This is a genomic window from Pseudomonas sp. HB05 (genome assembly GCF_016756915.1).
In the GTDB taxonomy this organism is placed as follows: domain Bacteria; phylum Pseudomonadota; class Gammaproteobacteria; order Pseudomonadales; family Pseudomonadaceae; genus Aquipseudomonas; species Aquipseudomonas alvandae.
Genome location: NZ_JAESPG010000034.1, coordinates 39,587 through 57,639, shown reverse-complemented (window position 1 = coordinate 57,639; position 18,053 = coordinate 39,587). Strand labels below are relative to the sequence as shown.

The 18,053-nt window shown below is 61.5% G+C and carries 14 protein-coding genes; 4 read left to right on the top strand and 10 right to left on the bottom strand.

Annotation, left to right across the window (positions count from 1 at the left end):
• Window positions 1-3: 3 nt before the first annotated feature.
• Complete coding sequence (locus JMN22_RS23405; protein ID WP_198797909.1) at window positions 4-4,449, top strand: Ig-like domain-containing protein; 4,446 nt, start codon at window positions 4-6, stop codon at window positions 4,447-4,449.
• 9 nt (window positions 4,450-4,458) lie between these two features.
• Here the strand turns inward: JMN22_RS23405 and JMN22_RS23400 are convergent, their stop codons facing one another.
• The 6 genes from JMN22_RS23400 to JMN22_RS23375 form a co-directional block, all read right to left on the bottom strand.
• Entirely contained in the window at window positions 4,459-5,790 is a 1,332-nt protein-coding gene (locus JMN22_RS23400) for a DUF58 domain-containing protein (RefSeq protein WP_198797908.1), read from the bottom strand.
• 184 nt (window positions 5,791-5,974) lie between these two features.
• Entirely contained in the window at window positions 5,975-6,979 is a 1,005-nt protein-coding gene (locus JMN22_RS23395; protein ID WP_198797907.1) for an AAA family ATPase, read from the bottom strand.
• Window positions 6,976-8,139: a DUF4350 domain-containing protein gene (locus JMN22_RS23390; RefSeq protein ID WP_198797906.1), complete on the bottom strand. Its 1,164-nt coding sequence runs from the start codon at window positions 8,137-8,139 to the stop codon at window positions 6,976-6,978. The genes JMN22_RS23395 and JMN22_RS23390 overlap by 4 nt, the downstream gene beginning before the upstream one ends.
• Window positions 8,136-9,668: a DUF4129 domain-containing protein gene (locus tag JMN22_RS23385; protein ID WP_198797905.1), complete on the bottom strand. Its 1,533-nt coding sequence runs from the start codon at window positions 9,666-9,668 to the stop codon at window positions 8,136-8,138. The genes JMN22_RS23390 and JMN22_RS23385 overlap by 4 nt, the downstream gene beginning before the upstream one ends.
• Window positions 9,655-10,629: a stage II sporulation protein M gene (locus JMN22_RS23380; RefSeq protein WP_198797904.1), complete on the bottom strand. Its 975-nt coding sequence runs from the start codon at window positions 10,627-10,629 to the stop codon at window positions 9,655-9,657. The genes JMN22_RS23385 and JMN22_RS23380 overlap by 14 nt, the downstream gene beginning before the upstream one ends.
• Window positions 10,626-11,351: an RDD family protein gene (locus tag JMN22_RS23375; protein ID WP_030140828.1), complete on the bottom strand. Its 726-nt coding sequence runs from the start codon at window positions 11,349-11,351 to the stop codon at window positions 10,626-10,628. Before JMN22_RS23375 ends, JMN22_RS23380 begins: the two co-directional genes overlap by 4 nt.
• 184 nt (window positions 11,352-11,535) lie before the next feature.
• Between JMN22_RS23375 and sbcB the strand changes: the two genes are divergently transcribed.
• Entirely contained in the window at window positions 11,536-12,963 is a 1,428-nt protein-coding gene (gene sbcB / locus JMN22_RS23370; RefSeq protein ID WP_198797903.1) for an exodeoxyribonuclease I, read from the top strand.
• 119 nt (window positions 12,964-13,082) lie between these two features.
• Here the strand turns inward: sbcB and mvaT are convergent, their stop codons facing one another.
• Window positions 13,083-13,460: a histone-like nucleoid-structuring protein MvaT gene (mvaT, locus tag JMN22_RS23365; protein WP_030140826.1), complete on the bottom strand. Its 378-nt coding sequence runs from the start codon at window positions 13,458-13,460 to the stop codon at window positions 13,083-13,085.
• Window positions 13,461-13,765: 305 nt separating this feature from the next.
• Between mvaT and purU the strand changes: the two genes are divergently transcribed.
• Together purU and JMN22_RS23355 are read left to right on the top strand one after the other, a co-directional pair.
• Window positions 13,766-14,614 (top strand): formyltetrahydrofolate deformylase, encoded by an 849-nt coding sequence (gene purU / locus JMN22_RS23360; protein WP_030140825.1) that lies wholly within the window; start codon window positions 13,766-13,768, stop codon window positions 14,612-14,614.
• A gap of 71 nt (window positions 14,615-14,685) precedes the next feature.
• Window positions 14,686-14,865, top strand: a complete 180-nt coding sequence (locus JMN22_RS23355; protein WP_198797902.1) for a hypothetical protein — start codon at window positions 14,686-14,688, stop codon at window positions 14,863-14,865.
• A gap of 4 nt (window positions 14,866-14,869) precedes the next feature.
• On the opposite strand, the gene JMN22_RS23350 is transcribed toward JMN22_RS23355, so the two are convergent.
• From JMN22_RS23350 to JMN22_RS23340, 3 genes are read right to left on the bottom strand one after another with little or no spacing between them, the layout of a single operon-like run.
• A complete protein-coding gene (locus tag JMN22_RS23350; RefSeq protein WP_030140823.1) occupies window positions 14,870-15,865 on the bottom strand; it encodes a lysylphosphatidylglycerol synthase transmembrane domain-containing protein in 996 nt (331 codons plus the stop codon).
• Window positions 15,862-16,635 carry a DUF2334 domain-containing protein gene (locus JMN22_RS23345; RefSeq protein ID WP_437127702.1) on the bottom strand — a complete coding sequence of 258 codons (774 nt, stop codon included), beginning with the start codon at window positions 16,633-16,635 and terminating at the stop codon, window positions 15,862-15,864. Before JMN22_RS23345 ends, JMN22_RS23350 begins: the two co-directional genes overlap by 4 nt.
• Window positions 16,636-16,645: 10 nt before the next feature.
• Complete coding sequence (locus JMN22_RS23340; protein WP_030140821.1) at window positions 16,646-17,767, bottom strand: glycosyltransferase family 4 protein; 1,122 nt, start codon at window positions 17,765-17,767, stop codon at window positions 16,646-16,648.
• Window positions 17,768-18,053 lie beyond the last annotated feature (286 nt).

Here is an 18,053-nt window from a genome sequence, read left to right as displayed (position 1 = left end):
GCCATGGGTAGCGTGATCAAGGCAGATGAGAGCTTGGTGATAAATGGTGAGTTCGAGGACGGCTTGAAGGGATGGAACAGACGTGGGAGCGCGCTCGGTACCGAATCCGACATGTACAACGGCGTTTACATTCGTCTTCTGGCGGCCAGCCATGGCGCTTCTGTCAACCAGACAATAAGTGCTCCGAAGACGCCGAGTGATAAAGCCCGCTATGTGATCTCTTTCCTGTATGAGTTGTGGCATACCCGAGCGGGCGAGGTGTTGCTGGAAGTCGAAGGACAAGCAGGAAAACAGCCGATTGAGTTGTTGCCAACCAAATTGCGCGGTACGCCGGAAGAACAGGCAAGGCTGAAGAAAGAGGGGCCATTGGAGTTCAACCCGACGGAGTGTGAAATCCCGCTGGAGCTACTCTTTACTGATAGGGACACGCTGAAGGTCACCGTACTCAGCCCTCAAAACGACCCTGGAGACGAGTTTTCCAAGCTTCGTATCACGCGCATCAGGCTTCAGTTGCACTTGGAGCCTGCCGCGATGGAAGGGCTCCTGCTCGACGAACAATCCATCGGGCCAACGGACCCTTTATATGTATGCCTTGGGACAGAGGGTGCCTTGGCGCATCGACTCGAGTTCGTGGCTGAGCCCGACAGTGTCTGGCTGGGCACAAAGGCGGCGTTGACCATTGTCGATAATCCGACGGAGGCGATTGTCACGACGCCGGATTGGGGCGTGGATCAACCAGTGGAATCACCTTGGTTACTCGAATGCCCGTGGATCGGCGATGAGGATTATGTGTTCTCGATGAAGTTGGTTAACCAGTACACCGCAGAACCCTATCCCATGCAGGTTTCGCTCGGGCATCATCGGCTCAACTTTCTCCAGGTGCATGAAGCGGCCTATTACCCGGTGCTGGAGTACGAACAGAGTGTGCGCGTGGGGGTTCAGGTCGCCTCGTATTACACCAACCAGCCTATGAGCGGGCGTACGGTTACGTGGACGGTCACGGATGGGCGGGTAAAAAAGGTGGCCACTACCGACGTCCAGGGTTGGGCTTATCTCGACTATGAGCCGTCCCTGGCCGGTCAGTTCCAGATAGAGGCGTCAGTCGAAAGCCTCTATTACGCGGCAGGTGTCGTGTCGCAAATCCTGGAGGTCCGGGTTCTTGAAACAGACCCCTGGAAAGACGTGATGGCGGTCGTCGAGGGGGCGCAGGCACGGTGGGAGGAGAAAACCGGATATCCCAATCGAGGTTCGGATTACGCCGTGGAGCTGGGGCTGCCATCGGACAGTCCGCTGCTGGAGACGGAACTGTCATTGCATTGGAGCGGTGATTCTCCGGAACAACTGGGGGTGACGGTTGCCCCGGCGCTTGACTTCGGGGTCCCGGTGACCGGCACCGGGCTCACCTGGACCCTGACAAGTGCGGACGATCTGGACGGCCGGTTCGACCTGGACCTGGTCTGCTCGAAGCTGTTGCGCCCTTCGCCGAAAAAAGCCATGTCACTGGCTCGCAACCTGGTCAGGATCGGCGACGTGCGAGGGGCCAACAAGTTTCCGATCGTGGACGAAAACGAAAGCGTGTTGCTAAGGGTGCAGGTGGTGCACGTCGTCACCGCCGGTGATGGGGACCCGGTCGTCAATGCGTTGGTGGAATGGCGGTCTGAGGAAGGACTGATCTTTGCCGGTCCCACGGGGAATGATGGGTGGGCGAGCGTGCTTTATCAGCCGAGCAGTGACGGGGACAAAACCATTACTGTCAGCGTCAAGGCCCATGCCGATGCCATCGCGGTGGAACACGTATTCAACGTGAAGGCCATTGCGACCAGCCCCTGGAAGAACGAAGTCAAGATCTTCCTGAATGGGGTGGAAGTCCAACGCAATACCCTAGGTTTGCTTTGCCGGCGTGGTCAAACCCATCCGCTGAAAGTCGTGCCGAATGACGGCAGCAGTTGGATTGGTAAAAATATCAGCTTGCATTGGCGCGGGGCCGCGCCGGATATCGGGTTGGTGCCGAGTGATCTTGGCATTGCCAAGCCGCTGCTGGGAGGTGGTGCGGAGTGGAGCTTGGCGTCCGCTTCAAGCAGTATCAGCAGCCTGTTCGAGCTGGAGCTACGTCTTGAAAGTCTCTCCATCGCCAGGGAATTGTCTGGACGATTGGTGTCGGAGGACCTGGCGGAAGAAGTCAATCTGAGGCTTGATCAGGTCGTCGCGGAGCTGGATGAGCAGTCGCTGTTTCCCTGCTTGGGCGCACGGCACCGTTTCAGTGTCTTGCCCAACGCATTGAGTCCGTTGGTGGGGCTGGAGTCGAGGCTGGTTTGGTCCGGAGCGCCTGCCGCAGACTTGGATGCAACCGTTGAACCCGCCTTGGCCGTTGCGCAACCCGTCACTGACGGCGGTGTGATCTGGATGCTCGACTTTACCGCCAGCGAGCAATCGGGACAGTTTGCCTTGGCGTGGACGATGCCACAGTTGGACTTCGTCTCGACCGCCAAACCGATGAAACTGGCGCACAACAAAGTCCGGATTGAAGACTGGCGTGATACACCAATCGATCCTGTGGTTGGCCAGGATTCTGCGTGGCTATGGGTGCAGGTTTTTTCTCATTTCACCGACCTCGCTGTCGATCAGGTGCCTGTGAATTGGACGGCAGGGGGAGGTGCGGAAGAGGAAATCACCGATGCCACGGGCTGGTGTGGATTTGCGCTGGCACCGTCCAACAGTGATGCGCTTGAAGTGACGGCATCGGTCCTCAGCCCTTATGACGGCTTCGAGGATAAGCGTGCCCTGCAGGTCACCCCACTGGCTGATGATCCCTGGTCGGGACTGACCGTTCAATTTGACGAGCAGCCGCCGCAGCGTTGGGGCGAAAAGACGTATTTTCCCCGTCGCAATGGCACCCACCACTTGAAGTTGCAAGCCCCGGAAACAAGCCCCTTGCTCGATCATGAGGTGACACTGGGGCTGACCGGTACCGGGCCCGTTGCGTTGGGCCTGGGCTTTTCGCCGCCCGCGCTTGGCGTGCCGAAAAAACTGACTCGGGAGGGTTTGAGTTACACCTTTAAGGTGAACGACATCAAAGACGGCAGTTTTGCCTTGCGTTTATCGGCAACGAGACTGGCGAACCTCTCCCCGGCCAATGCGATGTCCGTTGGAGAGGGCGCACAGGTGCTGAACCTTGTCTTGAGCAGCAGTACCCACCGGATCCTGGATTGGGGAAGTGAGCTTTACACCGAGGTCAAATTGCTTTCGGCAATCACTGGTAAGCCAATGCAAGGGTGGACCGTGACTTGGCGCAGCCCTGATCTTGGCGAAGTGACCTCGGTGACCAACTATTACGGGGTGGCGAGCGTGCGCTTTGTTCCTGCCACGCCGGGCGAGGCTCGACTGACAGCGACGGTGGGCGAAAAGGAATATTCAAAAACAGTGGAGTTGTCGTACGCCTTGAACGAGCCGCGGGAAATCGCGTCACTCACCAGCCCCAAGCCAAGTGGTCATCTGGGGGAGCAGGTTTCAGCGGTCGTTACCGTTGTGTCGGCGTTGACTGGCGAGCCTTTGCAGGGCGTCGAGGTGATGTGGGATTACCCCACCCTCACGCTTGCTCCGACGAGTACGGATGGTGAAGGGCTGGCACGTGTGGAGTTCAGGTTGCCTGGGGTGAGACGAGGGCTTTTGGGGGCTACCGTGCGGGGTGGGTATGCTGGATGGGAGGTCAAACTTCTGGAGTTTGAACTGCTGCCTAATGAGTTGACTTGGCAACAGGACTTCAAACCTAACTTCACAGGTAGTCCCGCAGGGTGGTCCGACGTTAGGTTGAGGGTCTTCGCAGGAAAGGTTTACACGTTGAAGCTGGATTACAGAGACAGCTGGTTGATCGGTGACCCAGATGCCCAGCTTCTTCTTGAATATAAGCCGGGCGAAGAGGCGCAGGGGGTGGTCGTCGACCCGCCGCTGGGCCAGCTTGTTGCGATGGAGGAAGGGACTACTTCCTTGAGTTGGACGCTGACGACCGACCCCGACTACACGCCAGACCATGCTTTTGCGTTGCAGTTCGACATGCCTTTGATCAGCGAAATGCCAAAGTCGCCACCTTTGCCTGGGATTATCCGGGATGAAAATAGCTGGCTGGAGGAATTCACGTTCTACTTGAATGGCGAGGAGTTTGAGCTGGCTTATAGGGACCTGCACCTGGTGGATGGAACCGATTATACCTGGGAGTTGAGAGTCAAGGAGGGCAGCAGCCTGATCGGCACGACCACTGTTGCTTTGGGGGCGTCGTTAGGAAATCCTAATGTGGAATTCGCTCCGCCATTGTTCCAACCACAACCGGTGACGATGACGACCCCCTTGATTTGGTCCATATCGACCAAGGAATCGAATTACGGAACATTCATGGTGGAGTTACGCTGCCCAGATCTGCCCGTGCGGGAGATTTCTACAGAGGTGAAACCCTAGGCCTCACCCCTACAAATCCCCCGCCTTCTTCCACCCCAGATACAACGTCACCAGCTCGGCCCCCAACTCCCCGGGTCGAGCTTGCAGCAGCGTTATCCCATGGGCGCTCAGTCGCTCATGCAACGCGGCCCGTGCATTCAAGTATTCCACCGTCCCGCAATAGGCCAATGCTTCGGGCAGGGCTTGCACTGGCGTCTGGCGCAAGCGGTCGAGGGCTTCTTCGCGCAGGCTCGCCACCAGCACCCGATGCCGCTGGCCCAGGCGTTTGACGGCGACCAGCAGTTCTTCATCGTCCTCATCCCGCAGGTTGGTCACCAGCACCACCAGGGCGCGGCGTTTTTGCCGGGCCAGCAGTTGCGTGACGGCGGCGGGGTAGTCGGCGGGGTGTTGGCTGCTGTCGAGGTCGTAGACGGTGTTGAGCAATACGTTGAGTTGGCCGGTGCCTTTGACCGGCGCGAGGTAGCGCGGCTGTTCGCTGGCGAAGGTGCTCAGGCCCACGGCATCGCCCTGGCGCAGCGCGGTGTAGCTGAGCAGCAGGCAGGCGTTGAGGGCGTGGTCGAAATGCGCCAGCTCCTCATCCTGGCTGCGCATGCGTCGACCGCAGTCGAGCATGAAGATGATCTGCTGGTCGCGTTCGTCTTCGTACTCGCGGGCGATGGGCATGCGATGGCGGGCGGTGGCTTTCCAGTCGATCTGGCGCAGGCTGTCGCCTTCGCGGAATTCGCGCAGTTGATGAAATTCCTGGCCTTGGCCGCGCCGTTGCCGCTGACGAATGCCGAGCTGGCTGAGCCAGTTGTCCACGGCCAGCAGCTGACCATCGTAGAGCCGGGCGAAGTCCGGGTAGACGCGGGTGTCGTCGGCGGCGGGAAGCAGGCGCTTGGCGGTCCACAGCCCCATTGGGCTCGGGAGGTTGATTTCGCAGTGTTCGAAGCTGAAGTGGCCGCGCTTCAGGGGGCGGACGCGGTAGCCGAGTTGGGTGAGCTGGCCGGGTTGTAGTTCCGCCGCAAGAGGGAGGTGTTCGAAGTCCAGGCCATCGGGTACATGGTCGAAGAGCTGGATCTTCAATGGCTGGGCCAGGTCGTGGCTTATTTCCAGGCGTACTTCGCTCCAGCGACCGAGTGCCAGGCTGCCGGGCAGTTGTCGTTGGACGCGGGGCGAGGGCAGGCGGCGGACGCGCACGGCGTCGAGTATCGACAGGGCCAGCAGCGCCAGCAGCAAGCCCCAGTGGATCGACAGCAGCGTCGAGGGCACGGCGATGCCCAGCGCTCGCAGGGCTCCCAGGGTGATGCCGACGGCCAGCAGGATCGCGAGCCAGATCAACAGCAGGCGAGAAGGCTTCATGGCTGCAACTCAATGGTAGGGTGACAACCCAGTGTGGCGAGGGGATTTATCCCCGCTGGCCGCGCAGCGGCCCCTTGCGGTGTGTCAGGCAAAACCAGGGGGCTGCTGCGCAGCCCAGCGGGGCGGTGCGACGTTTCGCTAAATCCCCTCGCCACGATGAGCACCAGCATCAGGGATTTTTTGCTCACAACCGTGGCGCCGACACTTGATCGAGCAACTGCCCCAGCACCTGATCCACCGAAAGCCCTTCGATATCCAGCTCCGGCGCCAGCCGTACGCGATGGCGCAGCACCGCCAAGGCGCAGCCCTTGATGTCGTCCGGCACCACGAACTCGCCGCCGCGCAACAACGCCCGGGCGCGGGCGCAACGGACCAGCGCGATCGAGGCGCGGGGCCCGGCGCCGATCGTCAGGCCTGGCCAGGTGCGGGTGGCGCGGGCCAGGCGCACGGCATAATCGAGCACCTGGTCGTCCATCGGCAGGTCGCTGGCGATGCGTTGCAGCGCTTGCACGTCCTTGGCCTGCAACACGGTGCGCAACGGTTGCACATCGAGCATGTCGGCGCGGGTCGAGCGGCTGACCTGGCGCACCATATTCAGTTCTTGATCGGCGTCGGGGTAGTCCATGCGCACCTTGAGCATGAAACGGTCGAGCTCGGCCTCCGGCAGCGGGTAGGTGCCTTCCTGTTCGATCGGGTTCTGGGTGGCGAGCACCATGAACGGCTGGGAGATCGGCAACGCGCGACCCTCGAGGGTGACCTGGCGCTCCTGCATGGCTTCGAGCAGCGCCGCCTGGGTCTTGGCCGGCGCGCGGTTGATCTCATCGGCCAGCAACAGGTTGGTGAACACCGGGCCCTTGCGCAGCTTGAACTGCTCGGTCTGCAAGTCGTACACCGCGTGGCCGGTGACGTCGCTGGGCATCAGGTCGGGCGTGAACTGGATGCGCGCAAACTCCCCGCCAAAACAGCGGGCCAGGGCGCGCACCAGCAGCGTCTTGCCCAGCCCCGGCACGCCTTCGAGCAGGACATGACCGCCGGCGATCAGCGCCGTGAGCACATCGTCGATCACCGCGACCTGGCCGACCACGGCCTTGTGCAGTTCGGTGCGAATCGCCTGGGCCAGTTGACTGGCGCGCTGGCGTTGCTGGGCGGCGTGGGCCTGGCTGTCTGAGGGTTCGTTCTGTTCAGTCATAAGGCATTCCTGAGGGTTTGCAAAAGGGCGACCTGGCGGCAGAACTCGGCGCTGGACAGGCGTTGTTTCGGTCGAGGGCTGAGGGCCTGGCTGATGGCGCGTGTAGGCTGCCGGGTCAGGCGGGCAAGCACTTGCCATTGTTCGGCGACGACCAGTTGTTCGAAACCGGGATGAAGCTGACGGGCCCGGCGCAGTACGTCTTGCTGCAGGCTGTGTAGCAGGTGTTGCTGGCCGTTGTGGCGCAGTTGAAAAGCGGCGCTGGCTTGCAGGTGCTCCTGCAGTTGGCGCCGGGCCTTGGGCGCGGGTTGTTGCAGCGGACCATGGCGTACCGCCGAGCGCCAGAGCCAAAGGGCGATCAAGGCCAGCAGGGCCACCAATGCCTGGGGGAAGTAGCGCAGCAGCAGGGTCAGCAGGTTGTCATGGTCGGTGTTGAACAGCAGCGTCACGTCCGTGTCGGCGCTCAGGTACCAGAGCAGCCAGGCATTGTCATACTGGTCGATGTGATCGTTTTTCCACAGCTCGGCATCGGTGAGCACGGTGATCGTGCCCTGGCCGTAGTTCAGTTGCATCAGGTGGGTCGCTGCCTCGCTGTTGGCCCACGCCTGGGCGAGGTTCAGCGGGTCTTCGAGGTGGAAATCCGTGTCGAAGCCGAGGTAGGCCGGCGCGTCTTCATCTTCGAGGTACAGTTTGGTCAACTCGGGGTAAGGATCCTTGATCAGCTCCGGCTCCGGTGCCTTGAGGTCCTTGCTCAGCAGTTGGCGCAGCCGCACGCGGTCCAGCAGCAGGTCACCGCTGCTGTTTGTGCTGTCGTCCCACAAGGCTTCGGCGACAAACAGCAGTCGGCCGCCGGCGCGGGTCCAGTTCATCACTTGGTCGACGCTCCGTGGCGTCATGTTGCTTCGCTCACCCAACAGCAACAGGGTACGTTGGCGCGGCTCCAGCGTCGGCAGGACGTCCAGGCTGTTGGCGTGCTCGACCTTGATACCTTGCTGGCGCAAATAATGTTCGGCGGCCAGGTAAGGATTGGCCTGTGCTTCAGGGGCCGGGCCGTGCTCGATGACCTCTTGATACGGCACGGCTTTCATGTACAGGAAGATCGCCAACACGCCACCCAGTGCAGCAACCACGGCGCCGACCAGCCATCCCGCGCGCCGGTTCATTGGGAAGCTCCCGGACCGAACAAGCCGCGCCAGCCGTCGCACAGTTCCTGTTGCAGATGGGCCGGTGGTGGACGGTGTCCGTAGGCAATGTTCTGCCAGTGCAGGGTCAGGTTTTTGCTGAAGGCCAACAGCTGTTCCTGCTGGAGTTGCTCTACACGGTGCAGCACCTGGCCTTCGGTGTCGGACGGTTTCAATGGGATGCCGAACCCATGGTGCAAGCGGCTGAGCAGGGCCCGATAGAGCAGGCCCAACGCCTCGCGGGGAGCGCTGGACCACAATTGTTCGGCGCTGGACGCGACATCGTCCGGCAGGCTTTCTTCGCGGATATCCAGGCCGAACATCCGTGCTGGCGTCGGCCGCTCCATCACCTGGCCCTTCGCCGGCCGGCGGTTCACCAGGGCGTTGAGCCTTTCCCGATAACGCCAGGCCAGCCAGGCGACCGCACCCACCAGGGCGGCCCAGAGCAATACCTGGATCAGCGCAGCGATGGTTTCGAAGCGTTTGGCACCCCAGTTGAACATCGATTTGAGCCAACCCGGGGCTTCGTCGGTCTCGGCCGGCTCCGGGGCTTCTTCGCCAAAGCGATAGCGCGTCACGGTTTCCGGGTTCTTGAAGGGCGGGGCGTCGAGGATGGCCTTGATGCTTTCGCGAGAGGCTTGGCTGGTGACGGGTTGGTTGAGCAGGCGAGGGCTGTCCGGTGCAGTGCCATCTTCGGCGGCCCAGGCGGGTGGCACCAGCGGCAGCAGCATCACCGCCGCCAGCAGCAGGGGGGCGACCGCACTCAGGCGCTGGCGCAGGCGGCGGAACACCAGTTCGATGTCCCAGGCTTCGAGAATCGTGCGTCGATTCAAGTAGAGGCTGAAGCCGCAGGCGACGTAGATCGGCTCCCAGATAATCAACAACAGCGGATAGAGGAAATTGAGCAGGTGTTCGAGCCACAGCCAGTCGTGCTCGGCGACGGCGACCAGGGTTTGCCAATCCCATTCCAGTTCGACTTGTTGCGGCACGAATAGATAGAACAGGGCCATCAGGCCAAACCACAAGGCCGTTTCCAGATGCACGCCAATGATGGTCAACCACTGCGCCGCGCCGCCGTTGCGTTGCAGCAATACGCGCAAGCGTTGTTCCCGTGCTTCCCCGGCGAGCCCTTCGAGTTGCACGACGGGCATCAGGAAGCTTCGGCTCAGGCTCAGCCGGCGCCAGGTCAGGCTCGCCAGCAGCTGCGGCTTGAGCAGCGCCGGCCATTGGCGCAAGGCCTGTTTCAAGGTGGGGGTCTCGCCAAACAACGCCTTGGACACGATGTACAGGGGCAGGCGGTCAAACGCTGGTTTCAGCCACCAGAACAGAAACACTACCAGGGACGGTGAATCCCACAGCAGCAGGCTCAGCAACGCATACACCGGCAGTGTGACGATGGCCCAACTGGTCATCATCAGCCGTCGATGCTGCTGTGCCATCAGGACACCGAGGTCCATGGCTTCCCACGTGGTGCGCGGTCGGATGGTTACGGTGACGTCACTCAGGCGCATGCTGGCCTCGCCCGGCAAACAGCAGGTAGCCCAGCACCAACAGCCACAACAGCGTACCGACGGTGTACTTGGTGGCGGTGGTCACTGCGCTGGAGGACCAATAGGCTTCGATGAACGCGGCGATGAGCAGGAAGAGGATCACGCCGCCGATCATCAGCACGCTTTTGCCGGCGGCGAGTCGCAAGGCTTCGCCCCGGGTGAGGCGTCCCGGCGCGATGAGTGACCAGCCCAGTTGCAGGCCTGCGGCGCCGGCCAGGGTAATGGCGGTGAGTTCGAAGGCGCCGTGGCCGATCACGAATGACCAGAACGTCCCGCCCGAGCCGATCTGGGTCAGGTGCCCGGCCACCGCGCCAATGGTCAGGCCGTTGAAGAACAGGAAGAACGCGCTGCCCAGGCCAAACAGCAAGCCGCTGGCGAAGGTCTGAAAAGCGATGCCGATGTTGTGCATGATGTAATAGCCGAACATGACCCAGTCTTCGCTGGCGGCCCGCTCGATCGAACGCCCCAGATGCCCGGCCGCCGGGTCGTACATGCTACGGATCTGGCTGATCTCCTCGACGCCCAGCAGGCTGTAGACCAGCTCCGGAAACAGGTAGACCAACAGTCCGATGGCGGCCAGGCTGCCCAGGAACATCAGGCCGGCCGCGAGTACGAATCGCCATTGTTCGCGGACCAGGCGCGGGAAGCCTGCAAGGATGAACGCCGACAAGCTCGCCGTTGGCCGACTGCGGTCGCGGTAGAGCTGTTGGTGGCTGCGCAGCGCCAGTTGTTGCAAGGTGTCCACCAGCAAGCTGCTGTAGCCTCGCGCCTGGGCCAGCGCCAGATGATGGCAAAGCCGTCGATAGACGTGGGGGAAATCGCTGCTCTGGGCAACGTTGCTGTTGCGCTCCAACTGGTCGAGCAGGCGGGACAGGTGTTCCCATTCCCCATGGTGGCGACTTTCGAAAAGGCTTTGCTTCATGTCGGCCCCAGCAGGCCGCGGGCGATGCCATTCAGTTCAGCCACGGCGCCGGTGGGGTGCACCTTCAGCGGGACGGCCAGGATCGTTGCCAGTTCAGTGACCCGTGCTTCGGAAAGTTCGCCCTGGCGTTCGGCAAAACCCAGCACGGCGCGCTGTTCGGCCAGGCCCAGGGCAAAAGGCGAACGCAACGCCCGGGCCGATGGCAATTCGGGGCGCTTGACCGGTTGCTCGCGATAGACCACCAACGTGCCGGCCGCCAGGTCGCCGAGGCGTTTGAAGGTTGGATGTTGCAGGCAACTGATCGCGCCAAAGGCGTAGCCAAAGGGCAGCATGTCGACGAAACGCAGCAGGTTGCGGATCAACGAGGCGGACCAGCCGATCGGCCTGCCGTCGTCCTGCACCACGCGCAATCCCATCATTTGCTTGCCCGGCGAGCGGCCCTGGTTGAACAGTTCGAACAGCACCATGTACCACCAGCTGATGACGAACAGCAGGATCGATCCCAGGCCGATGCCCAGTTCGCCGAAAAACGCCAGGACGAAAAACAGCAACCCCAGCACCAGCCCGCGTATGCCCAGGTCGATGGCGAAGGCCAGCGCACGGGGCATCAGCCCCGCCGGGCGCAGTGGCAGGTCGATGCCTTCGGGCGTTTCGACCTGGTAGCGCGTGTCCAGTGGTGGCGGCAGCGGCGCGTTCCTTTGCAGTGCTGGTGTCTCGAGCATGGGCAACCTGTGATGGGCCGTTCGAACGTTCGATCTCGGCCCAGATGCTAGCAGTCTTCGTGCGGGCGCACGATACAACTGTTTGTGTCATTTCATGCGCTGCAACAGGATCGCTGGCGGAAACGGTGGCGGCTGTCGGGTTCGAACGCCTAGACTTCGCCAGTCTTCAGCTCAGGAACCTACCGTGACTTCCATCTTCTGGTACGACTACGAGACCACCGGCATCAATCCGCGGTGCGACCGCCCCTTGCAAGTGGCGGGGATCCGTACCGATTTCGAGCTCAACGAAATCGACGCGCCGGTGAACCTCTACTGCCGGCCGAGCGATGACATCCTGCCGCATCCGGCCGCCTGTGCGATCACCGGTATCACGCCGGCGCAACTGGCGGAAAAAGGCTTGAGCGAAGCCGATTTCATGACCCGAGTCCACGCGCAGTTGGCAGCGCCCGGGACCTGTGGCGCGGGCTACAACACCTTGCGCTTCGATGATGAAATGACCCGCTACAGCCTGTATCGGAATTTTTTCGACCCCTATGCCCGGGAATGGCAAGGCGGCAACAGCCGCTGGGACTTGATCGACCTGGTGCGCGCCGCCTATGCCTTGCGCCCCGAGGGCATTGTCTGGCCACAAGAGGATGGCCGCGTCACCCTCAAGCTCGAACGCCTGACCGCGGCCAACGGCATCGACCATGGCCAGGCCCATGATGCGTTGTCGGATGTACGCGCGACGATTGCCCTGGCCCGGTTGATCCGCGAGAAACAACCCCGGCTCTATGACTGGTTGTTCCAGTTGCGCAGCAAACAGAAGGTGCTGGACCAGATACGCCTGTTGCAGCCGATGGTGCACATCTCCGGGCGTTTCTCGGCGGCGCGAAACTACATCGGCGTGGTGCTGCCGCTGGCCTGGCATCCGAAGAACCGCAACGCCCTGATCGTCTGCGACTTGCACTTGGATCCCCAGGGTTTGCTGGATCATGATGCGCAGATCCTGCGTCAACGGTTGTACACCCGCCGCGAAGAGCTGCTCGACGGTGAGCTGCCGGTGCCCCTCAAACTTATTCACATCAACAAGTGCCCGGTGGTTGCACCGCTGGCTGTCTTGCGCGCCGAGGACCAACTACGGCTGCAGCTGGACATGGCGGGCGTTCAGGAGCGGGCGCTGCGGCTAACTGACGCACAACACGTCTGGCAGGGCAAACTCCAGGCTATTTATGGGCCGGAAGATTTCACCGCCAGCGAAGATCCCGAGCAGCAGTTATATTCGGGATTTCTGGGGGATCGAGATCGTCGTTTATGTGAGCAAGTTCGCATGGCGGATCCGGCTCAATTGGCGCAGGGGCATTGGCCTTTTGACGATGAACGACTGTCGGAATTATTGTTTCGATATCGTGCGCGCAACTTCCCGGACACCTTGGATCCAGAAGAACAGGCGCGCTGGAAACTATTTTGCCAGCAACGCCTGTCTTCCCCGGAGTGGGGCGCACCCAATACGTTGAACAGTTTCGATGAGGCAATGGCAGAGTGGATGGGGCTTTCTACATCATTGCAGCAAGAGGTGCTGATCCAGTGGCAAGGCTACAGCCAACAATTACGTAAGCGTTTCAGTCTTTGAATTGCCACGCTGCGATTCACGCCCTAGGGGGTTAAACGAAGGCATAAAAAAACGCCAGCAAATGGCTGGCGTTTTTTGCTTTGCAGCTCCGCGTAAAGCGCGGCGCCGGCTGGCGAGGCTTAGCCCAGCAGGGTTGCCCAGCCTTCTACCACGTCACCGCCCCACTTGGCTTTCCACTCTTTCAGAGTCTTGTGGTTGCCACCTTTGGTTTCGATGACTTCGCCGTTGTGCGGGTTTTTGTACTGCTTAACTTTGCGAGCGCGTTTGGTGCCAGTAGTTTTTGCAGCGCCACGAGGGGCTTTGGCCGATTTGGCTTCTGGGTCCAGGAGGGCAATGATATCGCGCAGGGACTTGGAGTATTCGCCCATCAGAGTGCGCAGTTTGCCTTCGAATTCCAGTTCTTTTTGCAGTTTGTCGTCTTCGGACAGGTTTTTCAGGCGAGCTTGCAGTTCTTTGATGGCTTCTTCTGTAGCGCGGTATTCGTTGATCAGGGACATGGGGACTACCTTATGTAGGACGCGGGTGACAAGGACACAGTGGAGCAATAGTAATCAGACAGTTTCATCAAGTAAACATTTAACCCGTGTTTATTTAGTTAAATAGTGCAGTGTCACAAAATGGTCGGTGCAATAAGTAACGTGATGTGCGCTCACATCTGTTCACACATATAGCGATGCCACCGCAGGCCAGGCCATTCCCAGCCTCGGCTGACCGCGGAGAGGGCGCTGGTGTCATCAGTACTGCAGTTTTGCCGCACAGTGGCTAGAATGGCCGCCTTTGCGAAAGTTCTGGAGTTTCCCTAATGCGCACTTTTCGGCTGGTGATCGCTTGCCCGGACCGCGTCGGTATCGTTGCTAAAGTCAGTAACTTTCTGGCGTCCCATAACGGTTGGATCACTGAAGCAAGCCATCATTCGGACAATCAGAGTGGCTGGTTCTTCATGCGCCACGAGATCCGCGCCGACTCGCTGCCCTTCGGCATCGAAGCCTTTCGCGAGGCGTTCGCCCCCATTGCCGAAGAGTTCTCGATGGACTGGCGCATCACCGATACCGAACAGAAGAAACGCGTGGTGCTGATGGCCAGTCGTGAGTCTCACTGCCTGGCTGACTTGCTGCACCGCTGGCACAGCGATGAGCTCGATTGCGACATCGCCTGCGTGATTTCCAACCATGACGACTTGCGCAGCATGGTGGAGTGGCATGGCATCCCGTACTACCACGTGCCGGTCAATCCGCAGGACAAGCAACCGGCGTTCGCCGAAGTCTCGCGCCTGGTCAAGCAGCATGATGCAGAAGTGGTGGTGCTGGCCCGCTACATGCAAATCCTGCCGCCGTCCCTGTGCAGCGAATACGCGCACAAAGTCATCAACATCCACCACAGTTTCCTGCCATCGTTCGTGGGTGCGAAGCCGTATCACCAGGCTTCGATGCGCGGCGTGAAGCTGATCGGCGCGACATGCCACTACGTGACCGAGGAGCTGGACGCCGGCCCGATCATCGAGCAGGACGTGGTACGCGTCAGCCACAGCGACAGCATCGAAGACATGGTGCGATTCGGTCGCGATGTGGAGAAGATGGTGCTGGCACGCGGCTTGCGTTATCACCTTGAAGACCGCGTGTTGGTGCACGGCAACAAGACCGTCGTGTTCTGATTCAACGCCAAACCCCGTGGCGAGGGAGCAAGCTCCCTCGCCACGATTAGCCTTGAGGAGCAAGTTAAGTCATGACCGATCTCTTGGACAAAGCCACCGCCAAAGCTCCGCCCACCGTGGGCGAGGGCTGCCTGAGCCGGTACGATCCCGAAGCGTTGAGCCCTGAAGATGGCACCGAGTTTCCGGATGCCGCAAAGCTCTGGGAAGACTTGCACCCGCAACCCCAGGACGACTCCGAACCCAAGCGGTGAACGGTCACGCCTGCCGCAGCCTGATCAGCTTCTTGATCAACGGTCGCCCGACCATCATGAAGAACACCGGCCCTCCGGCCAGTAGATAGAAGTAATACGTCACCGCCCGCCAGATCAGAATCGCCGCCGCCGCAGTGGATTTACCCACCATGGGCGCGAGCAACGCCGCTGAGGTCAACTCCGCCGCACCGGCGCCGCCCGGTAGCAGGCTGAACTGTCCTGCGCTCAGGGACAGCATCTGGATCAGGAAACTCCAGGCCCATTGCAAATCCGCCCCCAGCCCTTTCAACGCCAGATAGAGCACGCTGTAGCGCAGCGCCCAATGCAGGCAGGTCAGGCCGAACACCTGGAACAACGTCTGCCGAGGCAGCTTCAGCGTGTCGGTGAAAGCCGCCAGGAAATGCAGGATCTTGCGTCCCCAGCGCCGGCGCGTGCTGGAGCCTACGCGCAGGTGGCGCAGCAACCGCGCGCCCAACAGAATCAGCCGACGATGGTAGCGCGCCACGAGCCCGCAGCAGAGCAGGCCACCGAACAATGACACGGCGCTCAGCGCCAGCATCCATTCCAGGCGTTGGCTGAGATTCTGGAACAGCGCGTAGAACAGGATGCCCAACAGGGCGCAAAGGAAAAACAGCAAGTCGCTCAACTGATCCATGGCAAACACGGCGCTGCCATGGGCCGGGCGCACACCGTTGCGCGCCAGCAAGGCCATCAGGGTCAACGGTCCACCGCTGCCGCCGGGCGTGGCGCACATGGCGAACTCGGTGGACATCACCACGCCCATGCTTTTCAGCCCTCCGATGCGTTCGCGATGTTCCCCCAGCAGCAAGCGCAGGCGCACTGAATTCAAGCCCCAGCAGAGTACGATCATGCCGAGCATGACCAGCAGCAGGGACAAGGGAAAACGCTGCACCCGCGCCCACATCTCCCCGCCGCCCACCAGCATCGGCACCAGCAATGCGATGAGCAGGGCGGCGACCAGCCAGACCAGGCGCTTCATGCGGCGTGACTGACCCGCAGGCCCTGGGTTGCCAGCCAGCCGGCCTTGGTCATGGGCATGCGGCCATCCTCGAGCAGGCGTGCCAAAGTGCGTAGCCAATAATCCCGGGAGAAGTCGTGGCGCATGTCCACCGGGTGCAGGCCCAGGCGGATCACCGGTGCCTGGCGCCAGCGCTGTTCCCGTTGGTCGCAGATGATTTTCGACAGTCCCCGACGCCAGGGGCTGCGAGCGCTCCACACCAGCCCCGGGGCATCGATAGGAGTGAAGTCCGGCAAGCGATAGAGGTGCTGGGTATCGCTGGTGTAACGCAAGGGCAACTGGCGCAAAGCCCGGCGAGTGCCTTCGCTCATCAACCAGGCTGGGGCGACGAAACCCTCCAGCGGCCATTGGTAACGCTGGAAAAGCTCGATGCCCGCATGCAGGCGGGCGAGGGCGGCCTCCTCGGACAGATCATAGAATTCGCCTTCGTGGGTGTAGACCCGGCGCATGAACCAATCCTTGGGGTGAAGGGTGGGCGGCCCATCATCGCAATGGTAATAACCGTGCAGGACCAGTTCGTCACCGCGCTCGACCCGGCCGTCGAGCAGGCGCCGGAAACCGGGGTGATCGTCCAGCGCATTGGTGTGGTGAAAGTCCGGCACCACCAGCCAGGTCATCGGGACCTGGCCAAGGGCGTCGACGGCCTCGACGAACGGCTGGTAATCGGGCCAGGTCTGCGGCGCGACGTCGTGAAGCACCAGCAACACGCTGGGGGAGGGATTCATCGTCATCGGTTGCGCCTCAGCCATTGGCCAGCATGGGCATCTCTGCGCCAAGCACGCTGTAGTAATGGCCCAACAGGCTGTTGACCACCGAATCCCAAGCGTAATGCCGTTCCACGTGCCGGCGCGCCCGGGTGCCGCGCTGCTGGCAGCCTTCGGCGAACAGTTGCCGCACCGCGTTCGCCATCGCCTGGGGATTGTTCGGCGCGCACAAAAGGCCACAGTCTTCGTGGACGAGCTCGCTGAACGCGCCCGCGGCGACCGCCACCACCGGGATGCCGCTGGCCATGGCTTCAAGGATCACCAGGCCGAACGTCTCCTGGTCGCCGGCATGCAAGAGGGCGTCGGCGCTTGCCATCAGCCGGGCGACTTGCGGCGCGGGGCAGAACTCATCGATCACGGTGACGTTGTCCGGCACCACGGCTGGCATGGAGGAACCCACCAGCAGCAGGTGGTAGCGCTCGCCCAGGCGCTTCATGCACTTGAGCAGCACCGGCAGGTTTTTTTCCTTGGAGCCGCGCCCGGCGAAAATTAGCAGGCGGGCATCTTCGGCGATGCCCAGCTCGGCGCGCAGCTCGGGGTCGCGAGCGGCGGGGTTGAAGGTCTGCAGGTCTACGCCCAAGGGCTGCACGTAGACATTTTTGACCCCCAGCCCGGTCAGCTTGTCGGCCATGACCTGGCTCGGCGCCAGGACTCGGTCGAAGTTGCCGTACAACTTGCTGACGTAGGCTTCGATGTTGGGCGTGAACCAGTTGCCCATGCGGTTGCTCACCAGCAATGGCAGGTCGGAGTGATAAAAACCGATGACGGGCACATCAAGCTGGCGACGGGCATCGAGGGCCGCCCAGGCGGTGAGATAAGGGTCGCCGACTTCAATCAGGTCCGGCTGCAGATCGCGCAGGACATTGCGCCAGGGCGCCAGGCGAAGCGGGAAGCGATAGCCCTTGCCAAAGGGGAGCGGAGGGGCCGGAACCTTGTAGATCCCGTCCTGCTCACTCAGGTGAGCGCCGGGAATCAAGAGGCTGTGGCGGATACCGGGCCGATTGCCCAGGCGCCGGTGCTTGGCATCCAGATAAGTGCGCACGCCTCCACTGGCGGGGGCGTAGAACATGGTTATGTCCGCTATATGCACGATGAACATCCCTCCGGTCTGTGTTCTCCTGTGTTGACCTTTAGTAAGAATAGATGTTCGGTTGGGGTTGCGGTGGCGTAGTCGTGATGCAGATTCCTGTGGCGAGGGAGCTTGCTCCCGCTGGGCTGCGCAGCGGCCCCAAAATCTTGGGAGCGCTTCGCTCTGGAGCGCCAGCCCGGTCCAGCGGGAGCAAGCTCCCTCGCCACATGAGAGCGGTCAAGTGCGGTTTTTATTTCCAGCGCCAGGGTCTTAATACGCTGGGCATGCTTTTATATAAGCGCGCAAAATGGCGTCA

Excerpts from the sequence above, each read along its gene's own strand:
- JMN22_RS23405 (WP_198797909.1), top strand. The coding sequence starts at position 4 with ATGGGTAGCGTGATCAAGGCAGATGAGAGCTTGGTGATAAATGGTGAG.
- purU (WP_030140825.1), top strand. The coding sequence starts at position 13,766 with ATGCGCACTTTTCGGCTGGTGATCGCTTGCCCGGACCGCGTCGGTATC.
- JMN22_RS23345 (WP_437127702.1), bottom strand. The coding sequence starts at position 16,635 with ATGACGATGAATCCCTCCCCCAGCGTGTTGCTGGTGCTTCACGACGTC.
- JMN22_RS23390 (WP_198797906.1), bottom strand. The coding sequence starts at position 8,139 with ATGAACCGGCGCGCGGGATGGCTGGTCGGCGCCGTGGTTGCTGCACTG.
- JMN22_RS23400 (WP_198797908.1), bottom strand. The coding sequence starts at position 5,790 with ATGAAGCCTTCTCGCCTGCTGTTGATCTGGCTCGCGATCCTGCTGGCC.
- JMN22_RS23350 (WP_030140823.1), bottom strand. The coding sequence starts at position 15,865 with ATGAAGCGCCTGGTCTGGCTGGTCGCCGCCCTGCTCATCGCATTGCTG.
- mvaT (WP_030140826.1), bottom strand. The coding sequence starts at position 13,460 with ATGTCCCTGATCAACGAATACCGCGCTACAGAAGAAGCCATCAAAGAA.
- JMN22_RS23340 (WP_030140821.1), bottom strand. The coding sequence starts at position 17,767 with ATGTTCATCGTGCATATAGCGGACATAACCATGTTCTACGCCCCCGCC.
- JMN22_RS23375 (WP_030140828.1), bottom strand. The coding sequence starts at position 11,351 with ATGCTCGAGACACCAGCACTGCAAAGGAACGCGCCGCTGCCGCCACCA.
- JMN22_RS23355 (WP_198797902.1), top strand. The coding sequence starts at position 14,686 with ATGACCGATCTCTTGGACAAAGCCACCGCCAAAGCTCCGCCCACCGTG.
- JMN22_RS23395 (WP_198797907.1), bottom strand. The coding sequence starts at position 6,979 with ATGACTGAACAGAACGAACCCTCAGACAGCCAGGCCCACGCCGCCCAG.
- JMN22_RS23385 (WP_198797905.1), bottom strand. The coding sequence starts at position 9,668 with ATGCGCCTGAGTGACGTCACCGTAACCATCCGACCGCGCACCACGTGG.
- JMN22_RS23380 (WP_198797904.1), bottom strand. The coding sequence starts at position 10,629 with ATGAAGCAAAGCCTTTTCGAAAGTCGCCACCATGGGGAATGGGAACAC.